Origin of the sequence: Aquisalimonas sp. (assembly GCF_007120195.1) — a bacterium.
Lineage (GTDB): Bacteria > Pseudomonadota > Gammaproteobacteria > Nitrococcales > Aquisalimonadaceae > Aquisalimonas.
The window spans coordinates 1-22,071 of the sequence record NZ_SKOG01000228.1; the positions used below are offsets into that span (position 1 = coordinate 1).

Below are 22,071 nucleotides of genomic sequence, written 5' to 3' on the forward strand. Positions count from 1 at the left end.
ATCAAGGGGGGCCGTGCGGCCGGGCGGCAGTTCACCGAGAGCCTGAATCTGTTCTCGCATCTCGCCAATGTCGGCGATGCCAAGTCGCTGGTCATCCATCCGGCCAGCACCACGCACCACCGCATGAGCCGGGAAGATCTGGAGGCCGCCGGCATCTCCGAAGGCATGATCCGCCTGTCCGTGGGGCTGGAAGACCCGGAGGACCTCATCAACGACCTCGCGCGCGCCCTGCGCGCAAGCCAGAAGGAGGCGCGCTGATGGACGTTACGGTCAACGGCGCCAAGGCGTACGTCTATACCGGCACCCAGGCCCTGGAGCCGAATCGGCGCACGTGGCTATTCATCCACGGCGCCGGCATGGATCATTCCGTGTGGATTCTCCAAAGCCGGTATTTCGCCTTTCACCAGCAAAACGTGCTGGCGGTGGACCTGCCGGGGCACGGCCGCTCGGAAGGTGCGCCGCTCCAGTCCATCGAAGCGCAGGCGGACTGGTTCCCGGCATTGCTCGACGCCATGGAAGTCGACAAGGCGATTGTCGTGGGGCACAGCATGGGCTCGCTCGTCGCCCTGGATTTCACCGCCCGCTATCCGCAGCGTGTCCAGGCCCTGGCGCTGACGGGCACAGGCTTTCCCATGGCGGTGGCCGAGCCGCTGCTGGATGCGGCCAAAGCCAATGACCACCGGGCCGTGGAGATGATCATGCACTGGGGGCTCAGCCCGCAGTCCCACCTGGGCGGTAACCAGGCGCCGGGTTTATGGTTGCGGGGCCAGGGTGTGCGCTTGCTGGAGAGGGCGGCCCCTGGCGTGCTGTTTACCGACCTCAATGCCTGCAATGCCTATGCGGGCGGCTTGCAGCGCGCTGCGGAAATCACCTGCCCGGTGCATTTCGTCGCGGGTGATAAGGACATGATGACCCCACCCAAAGCCGCCGCCGCCCTGGCCGAGGCCGTCACCGCGCCGACCAGCTGGCAACTATTGCGGGGATGCGGGCACATGACACCCATTGAGCGCCCGAATGAGCTGCTGGATGAGTTGAGCGGGTTCGGCAGCAGGGTGCTTTGACCGACGAGCAAGGTGCGCCGTTGGCGCGATTTCTCAAAGGTGCATGACGCCTTTGGGTAATGCACCGCGTGAAGCTGTGCGCTGCGCAGTGTTGCCATGCGGGTTGCCTGCGGGCGCTGGTGTGACGGCGGATTACGCTGCGCTAATCCGCCCTACGGCGTTACGCCTTTACGCCAGCCTCGGTGCGCATCGAAAGGTGTAGGGTGCATTAGCGCCAGCGTAATGCACCGTCAAACTAGCCTGCGCCAACGGCGCACAGACGCAACATCAGTTGCGCGCCTGCGGCGCCATGTTATCGACGGCGCTACGCCTTTCGGCCAGCCTCGGCGCGCATTGAAAGGCGTAGGGTGCATTAGCGTCAGCGTAATGCACCGCGAAAAAATCGCGCCAACGGCGCACGCTATCACCGCAGGAGCTCGATGACACCGCCCACGAACCGCTCCCGGTCCCACGCCTCGCTGGGGCGCGAGAGCCCCAGGCGCACCGCCACGAGTTCTTCCGATGGCACGATCACGATCTCCTGACCCTGATAGCCCAACGCCGCGTAGGCGTCGTCGGGCAGCTTGGGCCAGGGGCGTTCTCCTGTTTCCGGGTCGCCGCGGTTGAGCCAGAAGTGGGCGCCGTAACGGCCTTTTGGAGCATGCGGCGCGGGCTGCCGCGTGAGGGCGACCCAGCCCTCGGGGAGAATCTGTTCGCCATCCCATTGCCCATCTTGCAGATAGAGCTGTCCGAATCGTGCCCAGTCCCGAGCCGTGGCGAACATGAAAGACGAGCCGAGGAACGTGCCGTAGGCGTCGGGTTCCAGCACCGCGCTGTGCATGCCCAGGGGCTCGAACAGCACTTCACGCGGGAACGCGAGCCAGTCTGCTTCGGGCTCCAGCGCCTCGCGCAGCACCCACATCAGCAGGTTGGTGGTGCCGCTGGTGTACTCCCATCGGGTGCCGGGGGCGGCCCCCATGGGCAGATCACGAACGAAGGCGGCTGCGTCGGGCTCGGCGAAGAGCATACGCAGGGAATCGCCGAGGGGGAAGACATGCTCCTCGCCGAATTCAAGCCCGCTGGTCATCTGCAGCAGGTGCTGAACCGTGACCTGCTCCCGTCCGTCGCCGGCCTCTGTCCAACCCGGTACCGTGTCGTCCAGTGCGAGCTTGCCGCGCTTGAGCACAATGCCCGCTAACGCATTGGTGACGCTTTTGGCCATGGACCAACCGGGCAGCGGTGTGTCGGCGTCGAAACCGGGGGCATAGCGTTCGGCGACGATGCGTCCCCGATGGAGAACGACGATGGCACGCGTTCCCCGCTCCCAATCGTGGACGGGCTCGCTGAAGGCGGTCTCGAGCACGGGTCCAAGGGCCAGGCGTAGTGGATCGTCGGCCGGCACTTTCATCAGATCGCGGGTCTTGTCGCTGTTCACCGCAGGCCGCTCGACAGACATCTCTTCGATGTCGGCAAGCGCAAGGGTGCAGCCGAGGCCCTCACGGTAGCGGGCTGTGCGCGTCACGGGCCCAACGCTGGCGGTTACAGTGCGGGCGCCCTCGTTGACATGGGTGGTGACGATGCCGGGGAGGTCCGAGAGGTCCGTTTCCAGAACCTCTGCCGAGTCGCGCTCGGAGATGAATACCGCCGAACACAGTGCCTTCGCCCCATATCCGGTGCCTACCGCGGCCAAATCCCGCGCCACAGGCCACCACCACAGGGCGGAGAGGCTCAACAGGCCAATAAAAAGCATCAGCAGCCAGGTGCCTGCGCTTGGTCGGTGCAATGTCGCTGCCTTTGCTGCAAGGGCATTGATCGGTGTTGCGCCTTGGGGCAACACGACACGGTTTACTCCACATCCTTCACAATCGCAGTGAGCCCTTCATACCGCTCCACCAATACCTTCTCGCCTTCCTGTAGCTCGCGCCCGTCCACATGCCGCGCGCGGAAGAAATCCCCGCGCACCACCACACCGAGACTGCCGTTACGGGCGGTCACCCTGGTCGGCGTGGTGGCCTCGCCGGCCCCGGCCTGGGTGGCCTGCCGGAACAGCCAGACGAAACCCGGCATGGCCAAAAGCCCGACCACGCCGGCGGTAATCAACTGCTCCGTCAGGGAGGCGCCGAGCAGGGCGGCCACCATCGCTGCCGAGCACATGAGCGCCCAGGCCACCAGTAACCCGCCGCCGCCGCCCATGAGCGCCACCTCCATGACCAGCAGTCCGATGCCAAGCATCAGCCAGATTGCCCAGAGCTCCATCGTTAGTATCGCCTCCAGGAAGTTTGCTTCGACAGAATACGTGTGTTGTTAGGGCAACATGCGCATAGACGCGTGCTGAGGCAAGCCTACATGGAATGGTCGCTGCCCGGAACACAATTGCGCGCCGCTCGCGATTGCCTTCTGGGGATGGGTCGTGGGGATGGGTAGGCGATTGCAGGTTCAGCCATCACCTGCGGCGCATCAATGGTGTTTTTCGCTGCCGATATCCTTCTGCATGATGGCAGACGGGCTGCCAGTGAGGGCGCGCAAGGCGTCCACGTCCTCCAGCGAGAGTTCCTTGCCGGAGACGGAGATCCAGCCGTTCTCGACGAAGCGCCGGAACAGGCGGCTCATGGTCTCCGGGGCGAGCCCGAGGTAGTTGCTCAGCTCGTGTCGGGCCATGGGCAGGCGGAACCGGGTGGCGGACAGACCCCGCCGGGCGAAACGGTGGGAGAGGCTGAGCAGAAGAATAGCCAGGCGCTCTTCGGCGCTGCGGCGCGCCATGGCGTGGAGCATCTCCTGGTCGTTGAATATCTCCTTGCTCATGATGCGAAGCAACTGCCGGTTCAGGCCAGGGATGCGCTCCGCCAAGTCTTCGAGCTCTGCAAAGGGGATCTCGCACAGGCTGGAGGTGTCCAGCGCTGAGGCCGTCGATGGGTGTTCTCGAAAGCTGATGGCGTCAAGTCCGAGCAGTTCCCCTGGCAGGTGGAAGGTGGTGATCTGCTCTTCGCCGTCTTCCTTGATCGTCATGGATTTCAATGCGCCGGTGCGTACGGCGTAAATGGCATCGAAGCGGTCGCCGGTGTTGAAGAGCACCTCCCCGCGGGCAAGCGGACGGCGGCGCTGCACGATGCGGTCGAGGGCGTCGACGTCGGGGGCGTCCAACGCGACCGGCAGGCAAAGATCGTTTAGGCTGCAGGTGCGGCACGCTTCGCGGATTCTGCGGATGCTCACGGTGTTCCTGTGTTGTTCGACCATGTCACAACTCCGTGCCCCGATTCCGATGCGCCGGTTCGGTACCAAAAAGGTGGTAGTACTTCCCGCCTAGCAGAGTATAGCAGCGTACGCGTGACTGTTCGAGCAGCACCCCCGGGTAACCCTGGATATGTTGTCAGGGTAACCACGGGCTCTCCTTTGAGCAGAGTCCAGCCATCAACACAATGCCCGCAAAGCGACCGGATTACAAAGGATCACCTGACGGTGATGCACAAGGATCAAGCCGCTGGAGGCCAGCTCATGGAGGATGCGCGAGAACGTCTCCGGTGTTACGGAAAGACGCGATGCAATCACGTGCTTCGGCGCGGGCAGCTCCACGACCTCACCGGCCACGGTCTCGGCAGCAGGCTGGGCGAGCAGGTAGCGCACCACGCGGGGGCGCGATTGCTGCAGCGACAGCTGGTCAATGTCCTCGAGCTGACTCTTAAGGCGCATGCTGAGATTGGCCAGTAGCGCCATGCAGGCTTGGGGGCTGGCGATGAGCATGGCGCGATAGGCCTCGTTGGGAATCGCCAGCAGCTCGGTGGGCTCGAGCGCCTGTGCTGTTACAGGATAGCGTTTGGCATCCATGAACATGATGGCTTCCGCAAAAACCTCCCCAGGGTGGACCAGACTGATGACTTTCTCCTGGCCGTCGGGGCTGATCCGCGCGAGCTTGATGAGGCCGGTCTTCAGCAGGAAGAAATACCCCGCCGGGTCCCCCTGATGAAAGAGGATGCGGCCGCTGTCGAGGGAGTGATGCCGCGCACGCTCGGCCAAGCGGTCCACGGCCTCGTCCGTTAGGCTCAGGAACAGGGCGTTGCGCTGCAGCGTGTCGCGAATACCTGGTTGCGTCATTGTGCCTGCATAATGTGCTCAAGAATGAAGCGCGCGACCATGCCCGGGCTGTCCAGCGACAACCGCGGGAGTGTGGTATCCATCGCCAGACCGTCCGGGGCGGCCACGGCGATTATGGCGTCGTCGTTGCGGAATAGCGGTGATGCCGAAGCGCCTGGATCCCGCAAGAGCTCGATTTTCGGGAACCGCTCGTGGCGGAAGCCTTCCACCAGCAGCAGATCGAAGCTGTCCTGCTCCAACCGTGCGATTTCCTCTGCCAGTATCGGATCGCGGGTTGCCGGGCGTTCGCGTATCAGCGCCCAGCGCTCTGCCGACGTGACCAGCACCTGGTCGGCCCCCGCCTTGCGCAGCTCATAGCTGTCCTTACCCGGATAGTCTACGTCAAAATCGTGGTGCGCATGCTTGACCAGGGCCACCCGGGTCCCCGCCTGCCGCAGGCGCGGAATCACCGCTTCGAGCAGCGTGGTCTTGCCCGTGCCGCTCCAGGCCGCGAAGCCGAGCAGTGGCCGCCGGGCGGTGTCGGGCCAGAGGTGCTGATAGGGATAGCGCTGTTGCATGGTGGCGGTGCTGGTCATGGTACCCTGGTTGCCTCACACTGTACGCGGATTACCGTGACGGCGATTGAGCCGGCATCATACCGTCTCGGGCGCACGCGATTGACGAGGATTGGAATCATGGCCCACGAATTACCCTCTGGCGCTGGCGATGTTGCGGAAGACTACCCGGAAATCTGGGACGCCTACAGTCGGCTCGGTCGCGCATGCGCTGAATCGGGGCCCCTGGATGAGCGGGATCGGCGGCTGGTGAAACTCGCCATGGCCGTGACCCTGGGAAGCGAAGGGGCAACCCATTCCCACGTCCGGCGGGCCCTGGACGAAGGCTTTACCTCGGATGAAATCCGCCAGGTTGCCCTGCTCGCCATCCCCACCCTGGGCTTTCCTTCCGCCGTCGCTTCGCTCACCTGGATCGAGGACATCCTCGAGGAAGAGGACGACGAGGACGATGTCGAGGACGACATCGACGAGGAAGACGACGAGGATGATGTCTGACCGGGCGGTTTGGGAGGCTCGCGGCGCCAGCCGTTGAACTCCCAAACCTTTCCGCCGCCGACTAACCCACCAACGGCGTTACATCCCTCGTGACCGCCACCAACACTATATAAGCAAACACCGCCAAGGCCCCAACCCAAGCCGTAATCCGAATACCGAGTGTCCGCCCGCGCTTCAGGGCGATACTCCCAAGCACGATATACACCACCAACGCCACAACCTTGGCGGTTATCCAGCCGTGGACGAACGGGTACTGGGCGATGAGCCAGGCAAGGAGCACGGCGCTGGCCAACAGCACGGTATCCACCACGTGGGGTAAGACCCGCACCCACTGGCGCTGCAGCCTGGCGGGCGCGGTCATCATCCAGATGCCCCGCAGCATGAACAGGCCCACACTGAGCAGGGCGCTGCCCTGATGGACGTGCTTGATCAGGGTGTAGTACTCGGCCATGCAACCGGTCCCTCACAGCCCGTGTTGCACGGCCCAGACCGCCGCCTCAAGGCGGGATCGAAGCTGCATCTTCTTCAGGAGATTCTTGACGTGCACCTTGGTCGTCCCCTCAGTAATCCCCAGCTTGCGGGCAATGGTCTTGTTGCTTTCGCCCCGGGCGAGATGGCGAAGAATCTCGCGCTCCCGCGCGGTAAGATTCTCAATGCGCGGCGCGTCATGCCGGCGCCCTTGCGTGAGCGCGCGTGCAAGGGTCGAGGCGAGCGCTTCGCTGATCACGGTTTCACCCTGGGCGGCACGCCGTAGATGCGCAACCAGCGCTTCGGGTTCCATGTCCTTGAGGAGATAGCCATTGGCGCCGGCGCGCAGCGATGCGGAGATATCCTCATCGCTGTCGGAAACCGTCAGCACCACCACGCAGGCGTCCGATCCTTCGTCGCGTAACGCCTTGAGCGTTTCCACCCCGCTCATGCCGCGCATGTTGAGATCCAGCAAAACAAGGTCCGGCGCCAGCTCCCGGACCATCTGCAAGGCATCCGCACCGTTACTCGCTTCACCAACCGACTCAAGGCCCGGTTCCATGGCCAGCAGCTGCGAGACGCCCCGCCGTAGGAGCGGGTGATCATCGACGATGAGCACACGGGTCGTCATGTGATGGCCTCCGCGGTGGCGGCGTCGGTATTGGGCGCGGACGGAAAACGCACCTCCAGCCGTGTCCCTTGGGGTCGGGTCGGTGTCAGGTCCAGTGTCCCTTCGAGGCTCTGGGCGCGCTCCGCCATGATGTCGATCCCGTAGTGATGGGCCTTCTCGGGGTTATCCGGCATGCCCCTGCCGTCGTCCTCTACGCACAGGCGCACCCAGCTCGCACCCTCACGCTCCAGGCTGACACTGGCGTGGCGGGCATTGGCGTGGTTCACCACATTGGCCAGTGCTTCCCGGACGATCTGCAAGACGTGGATCTCAGCATTCGAGCTGAGCGCCAGGCCGGCGTCCACAGTCTTCAGCCGAATGTCCGGGCCGCCAGCGCGTTCCCGGAACTCCCGGACCGTCGCCTCCAGCGCCGGGTGCAGGCCTGGTTCATTCATCTTCAGCCGGAACGTGTTCAGCAACTCGCGAAGATGACCATAGGCCGTGTTGAGCCCCTCGCGCAACTCGGCGACGATCGCGTCGGTGTCCTCGTTGGTGGATTGCTGTCCCAGCAGCGCCTGCAGCCGCGCGACTTGAATCTTCAGATACGAAAGCGACTGGGCCAGCGAATCGTGTAGCTCGCGTGCGATCACGGCACGCTCTTCCATGAGGGCGAGGCGCCGCTGCTGCCGTGCCTCCCGTGTGAGCGCCTGGGCAAAGGCGATCTGGTCTGCCACGGCTTCGGCGAGCCGAAACTTCCAGTTGTCCGGCAGCGAGCCCGGCGGGTACTCGAGCAGGAGCACGCCGTAACATTCGCCCTGATGCTCCAGCGGCACCGAGGCTACACCGGATCGGGTGCCGGCCTGGGTCTGGCCCGCCTGGCTGGCCAAACACGGGCGGCCTTCCGCCGTCTGGCCGAACACGGGCTCGTGCGCCGGCACTGAGCTGAAGGTCTGGAAGGCATTGTCAGTCCGGGGTTGGGCAATACACACGCTCACCGGACCGGCTCCCAGAACCACCTCCAGGCGTTGGAGAACCGGCGTGATGGTGTCGCTGTTCAGACGCCCCGGAGTCAGGTTGCGGGCCGTGTCCAGGAGCAGCTTCAAGGCCTCGTTGCTGCGGCTCAGCGCTCGCGTCTTGTGTTCAACCTCCCGCTCCAGGTTGCCATGCAGGTGCTCAAGATTGGCGGCCATGGTATTGAAACTGTGGCCAAGAACACCGATTTCGTCTGGGGCGGTATGGCGCGCCCGGGCAGAGAGGTCACCGCGGCGGAGGCGGTCGGCCGCGCGCATCAGATCCCGAAACGGAATCACTACGCCGCTGTGCAGGATGGAAATGGATGCAAGCACCAGCATTAGCGTGAAGAAGATTGCCACACCCTGGATGAGCCGCAGCCTCTGAATGCGGGTCTCCGCCTGGTGCTGCAGCGCCTGCACCATCGCGTCCACCGATTCGACGAACGCGTCCACGCGCGCAAGGTAGCGCTCCGGCCCCGGCCCTTCGGCGCCGTTCGCGGCATCGCCAAGATCCGGGCGCAGTGTCTGCTCCCATTGCCCGGTTACCTCGGCATAGGCCTCGGACACCGCGTCGCCGTCGTTACCAGCCAGCCCGCGCAGTTCCGGGCTTTCCAGAACCGCCTCGAACCGTTCCACCGACTCGGTGATGGCCTTCGGTGAGACCTCACCGCGCAGCAGTGCCGCAATCTTGTAGGACTGCATGCGCAGAGAGCCGGCCTGGTTAATGGCCGCCGCGTCGCCCCGCGCCGTCTCGGCAATCCAGATGGAGGCCACCATGCTGAACAGTGCCAGCGCGGTGATGCCGCCCAGCGCCAAGCCCAGCCGAAGCCGCAGTGACCGGGGGCGATTTCGCTGCATATCGTCGCTTTGCAGGAGGCTACCTCCAAAGAGTTCCACGTGCTTGTGCCACCCAATCTGATTCCTTCAAGAGTGTTATTAACATCATACAAAACAGCAAGCTGGCAAATCTTCAGTAACTACCTCCTAAGAGATAGTATTCGGCCATGCAGACTTCCATCCTTGCAAAAAATTGATCCGCATCAAGAATCACCGCCAATTGTGTCCCTATCTTTGCCCTCGCGACGAGAGGTGCGACGAATACAGGGGACACTATGGCGACACAGCGCTATAAGCAGTATTCCGTTCTGAGCGTGAACACCTTCGCCTTCACGATGATGTTCATGGTCTGGACCATGTTCGGCGAGATCGGGGTTCCGATCCAGGAAGAACTTGGGCTCTCCAACACCCAGTTCGGGATTCTAACCTCGCTACCGATCCTGACTGGATCCCTCGTACGCCTCCCGCTAGGGGCATGGACCGACAGATACGGCGGCCGCCCGGTGTTTTTCATTCTCATGCTCTGCGTGCTTCCGGCGGTGTGGTTGGTTCAGTTCGCGACGGAATACTGGCAGTTACTGATCATCGGTGCCTTCGTTGGCCTCGCCGGTGGTTCCTTCTCCGTCGGTATCTCCTACACCGCCAAGTGGTTCGAGCGCGATAGGCAGGGCTTTGCCATGGGCATCTTCGGCGCGGGTAACGCCGGTGCCGCGGTGACCAAGTACCTGGCGCCCACGATCATCGTGGTCATCAGCTGGCAGGCCGTTGCCAACATCTATGCGGCAATCGTCGCCATCACGGCGATCGTGTTCTGGTTTTTCACCTACACCGAGCCCCAACTGAAGGAAAAGAGTGAGGCGCCGAGCCTGCGTGAGCAGCTCAAGGTGCTGAATGACCCCAAGGTCTGGAAGTACTGCCAGTACTACTCGGTGGTCTTCGGCGGCTACGTGGGGGTCTCGCTGTATCTCACCCGCTACTACATGCTTGAGTACGGCGTTGGCATTCAGCTCGCTGCGCTCATCGCCACCATCTTCGTGCTGCCCTCAGGTGTGATTCGCGCCTTCGGCGGCTACCTCTCGGACAAGTGGGGCGCCCATACGGTGACCTGGGTGTGCATGTGGGCGAGCCTGATCAGCTTCTTTTTCATGTCCTATCCGGCCACCGACTACACCATCCACGGCGTGGGCGATCGCACCATCGAGTTCCACTTCGCCATGCCGGTGTGGCTGTTCACCACGCTGCTGTTTATCGTCGGCATCGCCTGGGGCATCGGCAAGGCATCGGTCTTCAAGTACCTCTCCGACGAATACGACAAGAACCTGGGGCTGGTCTCGGGCATGGTCGGGCTGTTCGGCGGCCTGGGCGGGTTCCTGCTGCCGCCCATGTTCGGCGCACTGATCGACTTCACAGGGGTGACCACCAGCATCTGGATGCTCTGCTTTGGCTTCACCCTGGTCTCGGTGATCTGGATGTGGTGGACGGAGCGCCGCCAGCCGATTCTCACGCGCGACCGGTACCACCAGCCCACGGTGCGCGAGGGCGAGCAGGGCGCCTGAGCCGCCCGCCATTCAACCATGAACCGGGGCGACCGCCCCCGGCTGACCGCGCCAGCGGCATAGGAGGTAGCAATAGTGGCCTGGAACCGGGATATCGAAAAGTGGGACCCGGAGGATACGGAGCTCTGGGAACGGGAGGGCAAGTGGATTGCCAGCCGCAACCTCTGGATTTCCATTCCCTGCCTGCTGGTGGCGTTCGGCTTCTGGCAGATGTGGGGCATGGTCACCGTGCAGATGAGCAACCTTGGCTTCCCCTTTTCGGGGACGGAGCTGTTCACACTGGTGGCCATCGCCGGGCTGTCGGGCGCGACCCTGCGGATCCCGGCGTCGTTCATGATCCGCATCGCCGGCGGGCGCAACACCATCGCCTGCACCACGGCGCTGATGATCATCCCGTGCATCGGCGCCTACTTCGCCCTGCAGAACCAGGATACCCCGCTGTGGGTGTTTCAGCTCCTGGCACTGCTCTCGGGCGTGGGCGGCGGTAACTTCGCCTGCTCCATGGCGAACATTTCCACCTTTTTTCCGAAGCGCCAGCAAGGGCTTGCCCTGGGGCTGAACGCCGGCCTTGGCAACCTCGGTGTCACGGGGATGCAGATCCTGATCCCGCTGGTGATGACCGCGGCGGTCTTTGGCGCGCTCTCCGGGGCACCCATGGTGCTGGAGAGCAGCAGCGGCACCATTTTCGGGTCCATCCCGGAGGGCACCGAGACGTGGTTGCAGAACCCGGCCCTGTTCGGCGTGCTCGTGCTCGTGCCGCTGACCCTGGCCGCCTGGTTCGGCATGAACAACCTGCGCACGGTCACACCCGAGCCGGGCAACCCGCTGGTGGCGTTCGGCAAGATCATCGGGCTCTACAACCTGGCCTTTGTCACCTCGGCGATCGGGCTGTACCTGTTCCTGCCGCGCCCCGTGGGGCTCGAGCTGCTCAACATGTGGCTCGCCCTGCCGCTGATCATCCTGCTGACCCTGGGGGCCCTGCGTTTGCTGCCCGGTGCGATCCAGCCGAACATCAAGCGGCAGTTCGCCATCTTCCGGGACCGGCATACCTGGTCCATGACGGTGCTCTACATCGCCACTTTCGGCTCGTTTATCGGCTTCTCGGCCGCGTTGCCGCTGTCCATCGAAGTGATATTCGGCTCGATGACGGTGGACGGCGAGCGCGTGCCAAACCCGGATGCACCCAGCGCGCTGACCTTCGCCTGGATCGGGCCGTTCGTTGGCGCGGCAATCCGGCCGGTCGGTGGTTGGATCTCCGACAAGCTCGGCGGCTCGCTGGTTACGCAGATCATCTCCGGGGTCATGGTGGTCGCCTCGGTGGCCGTTGGCTACGTGATGATGCTCGCCTACCAGTCCGCCAACCCCACGGACTACTTCTGGCTGTTCCTGGTGCTTTTTCTGGTGATATTCGCCGCCTGCGGCGCCGGTAACGGGTCCACGTTCCGCACCGTCGGCGTGCTGTTCAGCCAGGAGCAGAAGGGCCCCGTGCTGGGCTGGACCTCCGCCATCGCCGCCTACGGCGCTTTCATCGCACCGCGGGTGATGGGTGAGCAGATCGAGGCGGGCAACCCGGAGCTCGCCATGTACGGCTTCGCCGCCTTCTACGCCGTGGGCATGGTCATCAACCACTGGTTCTACTTGCGGCGCAACGCCTACGCCAAGAATCCCTGAAGGGAGGAGACAGGATATGCAACACCAACGGAAACCCTGCAGCCGAAAATGCCGTGCACCGCGCCGCCAGGCCTGCTGAAACAGCGAGGACATCGACATGAGTTTCTTTCTCGACAGACTGACCTTCTTCCAGCGCACCCGAGAAGAGTTCGCAGACGGCCACGGCGTGGTCACGGATGAGCCGCGCCGGTGGGAGGACGCCTACCGCAGCCGCTGGCAGCACGACAAGATCGTGCGCTCCACCCATGGGGTAAACTGCACCGGCGCCTGCAGCTGGAAGATCTACGTCAAAAACGGCCTGGTGACCTGGGAGACCCAACAGACCGACTACCCGCGTACCCGGCCCGACATGCCCAACCACGAGCCCCGGGGCTGCGCCCGAGGTGCCAGCTACTCCTGGTACATCTACAGCGCCAACCGGCTCAAGCACCCCATGGTGCGCGGCCATCTCCTGCGCCTGTGGCAGGAAGCGCGCAAGGTCCACAGTGACCCGGTGGACGCCTGGGGGTCCATCGTCGAAGACCCGGAGAAGTCCCGGCAGTACAAGAGCCGCCGCGGCAAGGGCGGGCTGGTGCGCAGCACCTGGGACGAGGTCAACGAGCTGGTCGCCGCGGCGAACGTCTACACCGTCAAGCAGTACGGCCCCGACCGCGTGATCGGTTTCTCGCCGATTCCGGCCATGTCCATGGTCAGCTACGCCGCGGGCTCGCGCTACATGTCGCTGCTCGGTGGCGTGTGCATGAGCTTCTACGACTGGTACTGCGACTTGCCCCCCAGCTCGCCGCAGACCTGGGGCGAGCAGACCGACGTGCCGGAGTCCGCCGACTGGTACAACTCCGGCTTCATCATGATGTGGGGCTCGAACGTGCCGCAAACGCGCACACCGGACGCCCACTTCATGACCGAGGTGCGCTACAAGGGCACGGAGATCGTCACGGTTTGCCCCGATTACTCCGAGGCCTCCAAGTTCGCTGATCTCTGGCTGCACCCGAAGCAGGGCACGGACTCCGCCCTGGGCATGGCCCTGGGCCACGTGATTCTCAAGGAATTTCACGTGGACAACCCCAGTGACTACTTCCGGGATTACGTCCGGCAGTACACGGACTTCCCCAACCTGGTGCGCCTGGACAAGACCGACAAGGGCTACCAGGCTGGCCGTTTTCTGCGTGCCTCGGACTTCGACAACGCGCTAAAGCAGAAGAACAACCCGGACTGGAAGACCGTCGCCTGGGACGAGCGCTCCGACACGGTGGTGGTGCCCAAGGGCGCGATCGGCTTTCGCTGGGGCGAGGACGGCAAGTGGAACCTGGAGGAGAAGGAAGCCGGCGGCAAGAAGACCAAGTTGCGTCTGAGCCACCTGGACGTGCGGGATGACGTGGTCGAGGTGGGTTTTCCGTACTTCGGCGGGCTGGAGCACGAACTGGGCCGGTTCACCCCGAACCCCCAGGAAGACGTCATCTATCGCAAGGTGCCCGTGCGCAAGATTACCCTCGCAGACGGCGAGGAAGCGCTGGTGGCCTCGGTGTTCGATCTGATCACCGCCCACTATGGCGTCGACCGCGGCCTGGACTGCCCGAGGACGCCCAAGAGCTACGACGACAACCAGCCCTACACGCCGGCCTGGCAGGAGATGATTACCGGCGTTCCGCGGGACAAGGTGATCAAGGTTGCGCGGCGCTTTGCCCAGAACGCCGACAAGACCCACGGCAGGTCGATGATCATTCTCGGCGCCGGCCTGAACCACTGGTATCACATGGACATGTCGTACCGGACCATCATTAACATGCTGGTCTTCTGCGGCTGCATCGGCCAGAGCGGGGGCGGCTGGGCGCACTACGTGGGCCAGGAGAAGCTGCGCCCGCAGACCGGCTGGCAGCCGCTCGCCTTCGCCCTGGACTGGGCGCGGCCGCCGCGGCACATGAACTCCACCTCGTTTTTCTATAGCCACACCGATCAGTGGCGCTACGAGAAACTGCACGTCGCCGATATGCTCTCGCCACTGGCGAACAAGGAGGACTTCCAGGGCAGCATGATCGACTTCAACGTCCGCTCCGAGCGCATGGGCTGGCTGCCCTCGGCCCCGCAGCTTGGCGCCAACCCGCTGCAGGTGGCGAAGGACGCCGCGTCCGCGGGCAAGGACCCGAAGGACTACGTCGTCGAGCAGCTCAAGAGCGGCCGGCTCATCATGGCCTGCGAAGATCCGGATAACCCGGTCAACTTCCCGCGCAACCTGTTCGTGTGGCGCTCCAACCTGCTCGGCTCCAGCGGCAAGGGCCACGAGTATTTCCTCAAGCACCTGCTTGGCACGGCCCACGGCGTGCAGGGCAAGGATCTGGGCGAGGAGGGCGCCGAGAAGCCCCAGGAAGTCGTGTGGCGGGACAGCGAGAGTGAGCCCAAGGGCAAGCTGGACCTGCTCACCACGCTGGACTTTCGCATGTCCACCACCTGCCTGTACTCGGACGTGGTGCTGCCCACGGCCACCTGGTACGAGAAGAACGACCTCAACACCTCGGACATGCATCCGTTCATCCATCCCCTGTCCGAGGCGGTGAACCCCTGCTGGGAGTCGCGTTCGGACTGGGATATTTACAAGGGGCTGGCGAAACGCTTCTCCGAGCTGACCAGCGGCCACCTGGGCAAGGAGACGGACATCGTCACGTTGCCACTGCTCCACGACAGCCCGGCGGAGCTGGGTCAGGCCTTTGAGGTGAAAGACTGGCGCAAGGGTGAGTGCGAGCCAATCCCGGGCAAGACCATGCCGCAACTGGTGCCGGTGGAGCGCGACTACCCGAATGTCTACGCCCGGTTTACGGCGCTCGGCCCGCTGATGAAAAACATCGGCAACGGCGGCAAGGGCATCGCCTGGAATACCGAGCATGAGGTGGATTTCCTCGGCGAGCTCAACGGCGTGCACCTGAAGGAAGGCTCGGTCAACAAAGGCATGCCGAAGATCGAGACGGCGATCGACGCCGCCGAGATCATCATGAGTCTCGCACCGGAGACCAACGGCGAAGTGGCGGTGAAGGCCTGGGATGCCCTCTCCAAGCAGACCGGGCGGGATCACACCCACCTGGCGCTGCCGCGGGAGCATGACAAGGTCCGGTTCCGGGACATCGTCTCGCAGCCGCGCAAGATCATCTCGTCGCCGACCTGGTCGGGCCTGGAGTCGGAGCATGTCTCCTACAACGCGGGCTACACCAACGTCCATGAGCTCATCCCCTGGCGTACGCTCACCGGCCGTCAGCAGCTCTACCAAGACCACCCCTGGATGCGCGGCTTTGGCGAAGGCTTCGTCGCCTACAAGCCGCCGGTGAACATGCGCACCACCCAGACCATCCAGGGCGTGCGTGGCAACGGCAATGAGGAGATCGCGCTGAACTGGATCACCCCGCACCAGAAGTGGGGGATCCACAGCACCTACAGCGAGAACCTGCTGATGCTCACGCTCTCCCGCGGCGGGCCCTGCGTGTGGATCAGCGAGACCGATGCGAAGAAGGTCGGCCTCGTGGACAACGACTGGATCGAGTGCTTCAACAGTAACGGCGCCCTGGTGGCGCGGGCCGTGGTCAGCCAGCGCGTCCCCGAGGGCATGGTGATGATGTACCACGCCCAGGAGAAGCTGGTGAACACACCCGGATCGGAGATCACCGGCGAACGGGGTGGTATCCACAACTCCGTCACCCGTGCGGTCCTCAAGCCCACCCACATGATCGGCGGCTACGCCCAGCTGAGCTACGGCTTCAATTACTACGGCACGGTCGGCTCCAACCGCGACGAGTTCGTGGTGGTGCGCAAGATGGATCAGGTGAACTGGCTCGAGGGTGACGACGAAAGCATTTACGAGGCGGAGGAACAGGCATGAAGGTCCGCGCGCAAATCGGAAAAGTCCTGAATCTGGACAAATGCATCGGGTGCCATACCTGCTCGGTGACGTGCAAGAACGTCTGGACGTCCCGCGAGGGCATGGAGTACGTGTGGTTCAACAACGTGGAGACCAAACCCGGCGTCGGCTACCCGAAGGACTGGGAGAACCAGGCGCGTTGGAACGGCGGCTGGTCGGTGAAGAGCGGCAAGCTCCAGCCCAAGGCCGGCAGCAAATGGCGCATCCTGGCGAACATCTTCGCCAACCCGGACCTGCCGAGTATCGATGATTACTACGAGCCGTTCAACTACGACTATCAGCGGCTGCACAACGCCCCGGACTCCAAGCACCAGCCCGTGGCCAAGCCCTTCTCCGCACTCACCGGCTATCCCATGGACAAGATCGAGTGGGGCCCGAACTGGGAGGAGATCCTGGGCGGGGAGTTCGAGAAGCGCTCGCAGGACTACAACTTCGCCAAGGTGCAAAAGGAGATCTACGGGCAGTTCGAGAACACCTTCATGATGTACCTGCCGCGGCTGTGTGAGCACTGCCTGAACCCCTCGTGCGTCGCCTCCTGCCCGTCGGGGGCGATCTACAAGCGCGAGGAAGACGGTATCGTTCTCATCGACCAGGACAAGTGCCGCGGCTGGCGTATGTGCATCTCCGGGTGCCCGTACAAGAAGATCTACTACAACTGGCAAAGCGGCAAGTCCGAGAAGTGCACCTTCTGCTTCCCGCGCATTGAAGTGGGTGAACCCACCGTGTGCTCGGAGACCTGCGTTGGACGTATTCGCTACCTTGGCGTCATCCTCTACGATGCCGATCGCATCCACGAGGCCGCCTCCACCGCCTCCGAGCAGGATCTCTACGAGCAGCAGATGCGGGTGTTCCTGGACCCCCACGACCCGCAGGTCGTCGAAGCCGCCAAGGCCGAGGGCGTCCCGCAGCAGTGGCTCGAGGCTGCCCAGCGGTCACCGGTGTACAAGATGGCCATGGACTGGAAGGTGGCCTTCCCGCTACACCCGGAGTACCGGACGCTGCCCATGGTGTGGTACATCCCGCCGCTTTCACCCATTCAGTCCGCGGCGGACGCCGGCAATATCGACAGCGAAGGGCTCATCCCCAACGTGGGCTCGCTGCGGATCCCGGTGAAGTATCTCGCCAACATGCTCACCGCCGGTGACGAACGCCCGGTGATCAAGGCGCTCGAGCGCATGCTCGCCATGCGCAAGTTCAAGCGCAGCCAGACGGTGGACGGCGAACCGGACTACAAGGTGCTCGAGCAAGTGGGGCTTTCCGAGGAGATGGTGGAGGACATGTACCAGATCATGGCCATTGCCAACTACGAGGACCGGTTCGATATTCCCACCGCCAGCAAGGAACTCTCGGCGGAGGATCCTTACGGTGAGCGGTCCGGTTGCGGCTTCAGCTTCGGCGACGGCTGCAACGTCTCCAGCAACGGCACCACCAAGGTCGATATCTTCGGCGGTCGGCGGGCCAGCCAGCGAGCGTTTCCGGCACGTGTCGAGTTCAAGACCCGTGAGAAGGAAAAGGAGGGGCAGACATGAGGATCCTCAAGGCCATCGCGGTGCTCATGGACTACCCGGACGCCACAATCCAGCGCCACGGGGGTGAGCTCATCGAGCTTTTCGAGGCCCAGGAGCGGTTGCGCGCCGAGACACGGGAGGCCCTCACGGGCCTGGTGCGCCGGTTGCAGAGCGAGGACCTCCTCGATGTGCAGTCGGAGTATGTCGGGCTGTTTGACCGCAGCCGCTCCCTGTCCCTGCACCTGTTTGAGCATGTTCACGGCGAGTCCCGGGATCGCGGGCAGGCCATGGTCAACCTGCTCAACATCTACCGGGAACAGGGCCTGGAGGTGAGCGCCAACGAACTGCCCGATTACGTGCCGCTGTTTCTGGAGTTCTGCTCCAAGCAGCCCGAAGACGAGGTCCAGGGCTGGCTGGAGGAGATGGGGCATCTGCTCCAGCTCCTCCACGGTCGGCTGGAAGAGCGCGAGAGCGACTACCGGTGGCTGTTCAAGGCGCTGCTGGAGTTGGGCGGGATGGAGACGGCCGACGAGCTGCTCCGCCGTCAACTCCAGGAGGAGAAGCGCGACGACACCCCGGAGGCCCTGGACGCAGTCTGGGCGGAGGAGCCGGTGACCTTCGGACCCACCGACGGCGGGTGCGGCGGGGCAAAGACAAACCAGGGTCAGGCCGTACCGGTGGATTGGTCGGCGCTGAAGCGTCACAGCGGCTGACCGGGTTCCACAGGTTCAAGGAGACAGTGTCATGTACGAGTACTTCCATGATCTTGCATTTGCGGTGTTCCCCTACATCGCCGGGACCGTATTCCTGGTGGGTAGCCTGATCCGTTTCGAGAAAAGCCAGTACACCTGGAAGAGCAACACGACCCAGCTGATGTCGGGTGGGACGCGTTTTCGGTGGGGCATCAATTTGTTTCACATCGGCATCATCGTCCTGTTTTTCGGCCATCTGCTGGGGCTGCTGACACCGACAGTCGTGTACAGCACGTTTATGTCCGTGGGGGCGAAGCAATTGGTCGCAATTGTCACGGGTGGCCTTTTCGGCCTTATTACGCTGGTTGGGGTTGGGATCCTGCTGCACCGGCGCCTGACTGACCCGCGGGTGCGCAAGACCAGCTATCCCATGGACTCGTTCATCCTCATCCTGCTGGCGGCGCAGCTGATCACGGGGCTATTCACAATCCCGGTATCCATGGGGCATCTGGATGGCCAGGTAATGCAACAGATCACGGCCTGGGCGCAGGGCCTGGTGACGTTCCAGACCGGCGCGGCGGCGACCATCTATGATATCCACTGGATCTACAAGATCCACATGTTCCTGGGGATGGTGATGTTCCTGGTCTTCCCGTTCACCCGGCTCGTACACATCTGGAGCGTGCCCTACGGCTACATCTGGCGCGCCTGGCAGGTGGTCCGCGCCCGGGCGGTGTAATACGCGCGGAGCCGCATCATCGGTGGGTGGATGTCAACATCCACCTTCTCCGACCGGGAGGCCTCAGTGGCCTCCCGGGAGGTCAAAACTCGAAACTTGACGAAGGCACCGGAGGACCCCATGTCCATTCACGTCAACGGCACGGAAATCACCAGCCGGGCCATCAACATCGAGTCCGCGTATCACCAGGAGTCCGGTGCCGACCCGCGCTACGCCCAGCGCCGCGCTGCCGTGGCCCTGACGGTGCGCGAGCTGCTCAAGCAACGTGCCGAGCAGCTGGATATGCACGTTCCTGACGAGGACAAGGCCCTGGACGCGGTCATTGACGCCCTCATCGAGCAAGAGGTCCACATCCCCAAGGCGGATGAGATCACCTGCCGCCGCTGGTACGAGCAGAACCTCGAGCGCTTCCGCAGCCCCGATCTGGCCGAAGTCCGCCACATCCTCATCGCCGGTCACCCGGAGGACCTGGAAGAACGCAACCAGGCCCGCAGCACAGCGGAGGCGCTGATCGAACAGCTGCAAAGAGACCCGGGCGCCTTCCCGCGTCTTGCCAGGGAACACTCGCGTTGCCCCTCGGGGCGGGACGGCGGCCTGCTGGGGCAGGTGAGCAAAGGCGAGACGGTGCCCGAGTTCGAGGACGCCGTGTTGCGCCTGCCCGTCGGTCTGGCTGAGCAGCCCGTGAAGACCCGCTACGGCTTCCACGTCGTGGAGGTGCTCCAGCAGGTCGCCGGCGCACAGCTGCCCTTCGAAGCGGTGAGGGACCGCATCCGGGACTACCTGGAAGCGGTCTCGCGCCAGCGCGCCATCAGCCAGTATCTCCGCCTGCTCGCGGGCGAGGCGGACATCCGCGGAATCGACCTGGAGCAGTCGGAATCCCTGCTGATCCAGTAGCGAGGTTATTAAAACCAATGATGCGTATCGGAAGCTTTGACGACCTGAAAGAGGCGGGCCTGCAACAGGGCAGCCCCCAGCGGCTGCTCTTGTTGCTGCTGAAAGCCGAGCCGGACGAAGAGGCAACGCACCACCGCGGCGGAGAAGCCATTGAGGGCGGCGGCACCCTGCAGCCCGTCATGGCCACGGACCGCGAGCTCGATGCCGAGCTCCGCCTGGACGCCCTGGTGGAAGAGGCGGATCAATCCGGCCTGGCATGGGACCTCATCATGGTCTCCAGCCTGTCCGCCTCCGGTGGCCGTCTGCCCACCTCGGAGGAGGCCGAGCCCTATCTCAAGCAGATGGCGGAAGCCGTGGAAATGGGTGCGGACCTCTCGCGCTACGCCGTGTTTGACCGTGCCGGCAGCCCCGTGCAGCTGCAGACCCGCATGACGGAGTGACCATGACCGACTGCGCCGTGAACCAGACCCTGCTGCCCGTCGACGTTGCCCTGGAGCACATGCTGGCCGCTATGGTGCCGTTGACCAACGAGCATCTGGTGCCCCTGACTGATGCCCTCGGCCGGGTGCTGGCGCGCGGCGTGGTCTCGCGCGTTAGCGCGCCGCCGCACGACAACGCGGCCATGGATGGCTATGCGTTGCGCGCTGCCGATGTCCCGGAGACGGGCGGTGTGCTGCCCCTCGCGGGCACCGTCGCCGCCGGTGACCCACCAGGCACACTGGCGCCCGGGATGGCCGTGCGCATCTATACCGGCGCGCCGATCCCCCAGGGTGCGGATACCGTTGTCATGCAGGAGCGGTGTACGGCGAGCGCCGGATCCGTTGAACTCCCCGGGAATTTAAAACCCGGCAGCCATATCCGCCGCGCCGGAGAAGACCTGACCGCCGGCGTGCCGATCCTCGAGGAAGGCACCCGGCTGCAGCCACAGCACCTGGCGCTCGCCGCGGCCGGTGGGCACGGCGCACTGCCGGTGCGCCCACGCCTGCGCGTCGCCGTGCTCGTCACTGGTGACGAACTCACCGAGCCCGGCCAGACCGCCGCACCGGGACAGATCTACAACTCCAACGGCTACGCCCTGCTGGGCCTGCTGCAATCCCTGGGCTGCGACGTGATCGGCCCGCACATCGTCTCGGACGATCTCGATTCCACGCGCATCATGCTGGAGCGCGCCGCGAAGGATGCCGACATCGTGATCACCAGCGGCGGCGTCTCCGTGGGCGATGCCGACCACGTCAAGGCGGCCGTGCAGCAACTCGGCAGCCTTGACCTCTGGCGCGTCGCCATCAAGCCCGGCAAGCCCATCGCTGTGGGCCACATCAACGACACCCCGTTCCTGGGCCTGCCGGGGAACCCCGTCTCCCTGTTCGTGACCTTCTGCCTGTTCGGCCGCCCCATGATCCTCAAGCGCCAGGGAGCAACGGAGCTCCAGCCCCGAACCACCCCGGCCCGTGCGGATTTCAGCCTGGACAAGCCGGACCCGCGTACCCGCTATTTACGGGCCCGCCTCATCCACGACGCGCAGGGCCAGCGCGCGACCCTGTACCCGGACCAGGGCTCCGGCATCATCAGCTCAACTACCTGGGCCAACGCCCTGGCGCAAATCCCGCCAGACACCGCCATCACCCGGGGCGACGCCATCACCGTCTACCCCTACACCGAAGTCGTTGCGTAAGAGGGTCCGCACGGGCCGCGGAGCCGAGAAACAATTATGCGGCACGCCGTGGAGTTTGTGCTATGCGTGATAAGGAGACAACTCAAGCGGTAGCGTGCCTGTTAATGCACCATAATGCGGTTGCGCCAGAGAAACACCGAGCACCAATGCTGGCCATCGCCGCCCAGGACGACGCCAAGCCGCCCCATCAGGTGGCATCCGGCTGACTTCGTACCCCCTTCCCGCCATGGTTCAGCGCGTGCGTGTCGATATTCGCAGGTCCGTCGCATCCGCTCCTGCAATGGGGACAGAAGCTGAAGGCCTGATTCTGCGTCGATGCAGCAACATCCTTG

Annotated in this window: 20 protein-coding genes; 12 read left to right on the top strand and 8 right to left on the bottom strand. The window is 64.1% G+C overall.

What is annotated here, in order from left to right:
• Both QZT63_RS16285 and QZT63_RS16290 read left to right on the top strand, forming a co-directional pair.
• On the top strand, window positions 1-258 hold a 258-nt coding region (locus QZT63_RS16285), incomplete at its 5' end, for a PLP-dependent transferase (protein WP_290652551.1).
• On the top strand, window positions 258-1,061 hold the full coding sequence (locus QZT63_RS16290) for an alpha/beta hydrolase (protein WP_290652552.1): 804 nt from the start codon (window positions 258-260) through the stop codon (window positions 1,059-1,061). The genes QZT63_RS16285 and QZT63_RS16290, both read left to right, overlap by 1 nt.
• A gap of 403 nt (window positions 1,062-1,464) precedes the next feature.
• Here the strand turns inward: QZT63_RS16290 and QZT63_RS16295 are convergent, their stop codons facing one another.
• The 5 genes from QZT63_RS16295 to mobB all read right to left on the bottom strand — a co-directional run bounded on the left by QZT63_RS16295 (window position 1,465) and on the right by mobB (window position 5,686).
• Entirely contained in the window at window positions 1,465-2,823 is a 1,359-nt protein-coding gene (locus QZT63_RS16295; RefSeq protein ID WP_290652553.1) for a serine hydrolase, read from the bottom strand.
• A gap of 62 nt (window positions 2,824-2,885) precedes the next feature.
• Window positions 2,886-3,296 (bottom strand): hypothetical protein, encoded by a 411-nt coding sequence (locus tag QZT63_RS16300; RefSeq protein WP_290652554.1) that lies wholly within the window; start codon window positions 3,294-3,296, stop codon window positions 2,886-2,888.
• 201 nt (window positions 3,297-3,497) lie between these two features.
• Entirely contained in the window at window positions 3,498-4,274 is a 777-nt protein-coding gene (gene fnr, locus QZT63_RS16305) for a fumarate/nitrate reduction transcriptional regulator Fnr (RefSeq protein ID WP_290652555.1), read from the bottom strand.
• Window positions 4,275-4,448: 174 nt separating this feature from the next.
• On the bottom strand, window positions 4,449-5,129 hold the full coding sequence (locus QZT63_RS16310) for a Crp/Fnr family transcriptional regulator (protein ID WP_290652556.1): 681 nt from the start codon (window positions 5,127-5,129) through the stop codon (window positions 4,449-4,451).
• Window positions 5,126-5,686, bottom strand: coding sequence for a molybdopterin-guanine dinucleotide biosynthesis protein B (gene mobB / locus QZT63_RS16315; protein ID WP_290652577.1), 561 nt, complete (start codon window positions 5,684-5,686; stop codon window positions 5,126-5,128). The genes QZT63_RS16310 and mobB overlap by 4 nt, the downstream gene beginning before the upstream one ends.
• A gap of 117 nt (window positions 5,687-5,803) precedes the next feature.
• Between mobB and QZT63_RS16320 the strand changes: the two genes are divergently transcribed.
• Window positions 5,804-6,178, top strand: a complete 375-nt coding sequence (locus QZT63_RS16320; protein ID WP_290652557.1) for a carboxymuconolactone decarboxylase family protein — start codon at window positions 5,804-5,806, stop codon at window positions 6,176-6,178.
• A gap of 61 nt (window positions 6,179-6,239) precedes the next feature.
• Here QZT63_RS16320 and QZT63_RS16325 read toward each other — a convergent pair whose 3' ends face one another.
• Genes QZT63_RS16325 through QZT63_RS16335 form a run of 3 tightly spaced genes read right to left on the bottom strand, consistent with a single transcriptional unit; the run spans window position 6,240 to window position 9,127 of the window.
• Window positions 6,240-6,629: a SirB2 family protein gene (locus QZT63_RS16325; RefSeq protein ID WP_290652558.1), complete on the bottom strand. Its 390-nt coding sequence runs from the start codon at window positions 6,627-6,629 to the stop codon at window positions 6,240-6,242.
• A 12-nt stretch (window positions 6,630-6,641) separates the two neighbouring features.
• Window positions 6,642-7,277, bottom strand: coding sequence for a two-component system response regulator NarL (gene narL / locus QZT63_RS16330; protein WP_290652559.1), 636 nt, complete (start codon window positions 7,275-7,277; stop codon window positions 6,642-6,644).
• Window positions 7,274-9,127 (bottom strand): type IV pili methyl-accepting chemotaxis transducer N-terminal domain-containing protein, encoded by a 1,854-nt coding sequence (locus tag QZT63_RS16335; RefSeq protein ID WP_290652560.1) that lies wholly within the window; start codon window positions 9,125-9,127, stop codon window positions 7,274-7,276. Before QZT63_RS16335 ends, narL begins: the two co-directional genes overlap by 4 nt.
• 254 nt (window positions 9,128-9,381) lie before the next feature.
• On the opposite strand from QZT63_RS16335, the gene QZT63_RS16340 reads away from it, so the two are divergent.
• The 9 genes from QZT63_RS16340 (at window position 9,382) to glp (ending at window position 21,739) form a co-directional block, all read left to right on the top strand.
• Window positions 9,382-10,662, top strand: a complete 1,281-nt coding sequence (locus QZT63_RS16340) for a nitrate/nitrite transporter (RefSeq protein WP_290652561.1) — start codon at window positions 9,382-9,384, stop codon at window positions 10,660-10,662.
• 75 nt (window positions 10,663-10,737) lie between these two features.
• Complete coding sequence (locus QZT63_RS16345; RefSeq protein ID WP_290652562.1) at window positions 10,738-12,333, top strand: MFS transporter; 1,596 nt, start codon at window positions 10,738-10,740, stop codon at window positions 12,331-12,333.
• Window positions 12,334-12,430: 97 nt separating this feature from the next.
• On the top strand, window positions 12,431-16,195 hold the full coding sequence (locus tag QZT63_RS16350; RefSeq protein WP_290652563.1) for a nitrate reductase subunit alpha: 3,765 nt from the start codon (window positions 12,431-12,433) through the stop codon (window positions 16,193-16,195).
• Window positions 16,192-17,763 (top strand): nitrate reductase subunit beta, encoded by a 1,572-nt coding sequence (gene narH, locus QZT63_RS16355; RefSeq protein ID WP_290652564.1) that lies wholly within the window; start codon window positions 16,192-16,194, stop codon window positions 17,761-17,763. Before QZT63_RS16350 ends, narH begins: the two co-directional genes overlap by 4 nt.
• Window positions 17,760-18,455, top strand: a complete 696-nt coding sequence (narJ, locus tag QZT63_RS16360) for a nitrate reductase molybdenum cofactor assembly chaperone (protein ID WP_290652565.1) — start codon at window positions 17,760-17,762, stop codon at window positions 18,453-18,455. Before narH ends, narJ begins: the two co-directional genes overlap by 4 nt.
• A 31-nt stretch (window positions 18,456-18,486) precedes the next feature.
• Window positions 18,487-19,173 carry a respiratory nitrate reductase subunit gamma gene (narI, locus tag QZT63_RS16365; protein ID WP_290652566.1) on the top strand — a complete coding sequence of 229 codons (687 nt, stop codon included), beginning with the start codon at window positions 18,487-18,489 and terminating at the stop codon, window positions 19,171-19,173.
• 120 nt (window positions 19,174-19,293) lie between these two features.
• Window positions 19,294-20,067 carry a peptidylprolyl isomerase gene (locus tag QZT63_RS16370; RefSeq protein WP_290652567.1) on the top strand — a complete coding sequence of 258 codons (774 nt, stop codon included), beginning with the start codon at window positions 19,294-19,296 and terminating at the stop codon, window positions 20,065-20,067.
• A gap of 17 nt (window positions 20,068-20,084) precedes the next feature.
• Window positions 20,085-20,507 (top strand): hypothetical protein, encoded by a 423-nt coding sequence (locus tag QZT63_RS16375; RefSeq protein ID WP_290652568.1) that lies wholly within the window; start codon window positions 20,085-20,087, stop codon window positions 20,505-20,507.
• Window positions 20,508-20,509: 2 nt separating this feature from the next.
• Window positions 20,510-21,739 (top strand): gephyrin-like molybdotransferase Glp, encoded by a 1,230-nt coding sequence (gene glp / locus QZT63_RS16380; protein WP_290652569.1) that lies wholly within the window; start codon window positions 20,510-20,512, stop codon window positions 21,737-21,739.
• The last annotated feature ends 332 nt before the right edge of the window (window positions 21,740-22,071 follow it).

What these genes read in the sequence shown, in the direction of transcription:
- QZT63_RS16290 (WP_290652552.1), top strand. Translation starts at nt 258, where the DNA reads ATGGACGTTACGGTCAACGGCGCCAAGGCGTACGTCTATACCGGCACC.
- QZT63_RS16300 (WP_290652554.1), bottom strand. Translation starts at nt 3,296, where the DNA reads ATGGAGCTCTGGGCAATCTGGCTGATGCTTGGCATCGGACTGCTGGTC.
- fnr (WP_290652555.1), bottom strand. Translation starts at nt 4,274, where the DNA reads ATGGTCGAACAACACAGGAACACCGTGAGCATCCGCAGAATCCGCGAA.
- QZT63_RS16310 (WP_290652556.1), bottom strand. Translation starts at nt 5,129, where the DNA reads ATGACGCAACCAGGTATTCGCGACACGCTGCAGCGCAACGCCCTGTTC.
- mobB (WP_290652577.1), bottom strand. Translation starts at nt 5,686, where the DNA reads ATGCAACAGCGCTATCCCTATCAGCACCTCTGGCCCGACACCGCCCGG.
- QZT63_RS16320 (WP_290652557.1), top strand. Translation starts at nt 5,804, where the DNA reads ATGGCCCACGAATTACCCTCTGGCGCTGGCGATGTTGCGGAAGACTAC.
- QZT63_RS16325 (WP_290652558.1), bottom strand. Translation starts at nt 6,629, where the DNA reads ATGGCCGAGTACTACACCCTGATCAAGCACGTCCATCAGGGCAGCGCC.
- narL (WP_290652559.1), bottom strand. Translation starts at nt 7,277, where the DNA reads ATGACGACCCGTGTGCTCATCGTCGATGATCACCCGCTCCTACGGCGG.
- QZT63_RS16335 (WP_290652560.1), bottom strand. Translation starts at nt 9,127, where the DNA reads ATGCAGCGAAATCGCCCCCGGTCACTGCGGCTTCGGCTGGGCTTGGCG.
- QZT63_RS16340 (WP_290652561.1), top strand. Translation starts at nt 9,382, where the DNA reads ATGGCGACACAGCGCTATAAGCAGTATTCCGTTCTGAGCGTGAACACC.
- QZT63_RS16350 (WP_290652563.1), top strand. Translation starts at nt 12,431, where the DNA reads ATGAGTTTCTTTCTCGACAGACTGACCTTCTTCCAGCGCACCCGAGAA.
- narH (WP_290652564.1), top strand. Translation starts at nt 16,192, where the DNA reads ATGAAGGTCCGCGCGCAAATCGGAAAAGTCCTGAATCTGGACAAATGC.
- narJ (WP_290652565.1), top strand. Translation starts at nt 17,760, where the DNA reads ATGAGGATCCTCAAGGCCATCGCGGTGCTCATGGACTACCCGGACGCC.
- narI (WP_290652566.1), top strand. Translation starts at nt 18,487, where the DNA reads ATGTACGAGTACTTCCATGATCTTGCATTTGCGGTGTTCCCCTACATC.
- QZT63_RS16370 (WP_290652567.1), top strand. Translation starts at nt 19,294, where the DNA reads ATGTCCATTCACGTCAACGGCACGGAAATCACCAGCCGGGCCATCAAC.
- QZT63_RS16375 (WP_290652568.1), top strand. Translation starts at nt 20,085, where the DNA reads ATGATGCGTATCGGAAGCTTTGACGACCTGAAAGAGGCGGGCCTGCAA.
- glp (WP_290652569.1), top strand. Translation starts at nt 20,510, where the DNA reads ATGACCGACTGCGCCGTGAACCAGACCCTGCTGCCCGTCGACGTTGCC.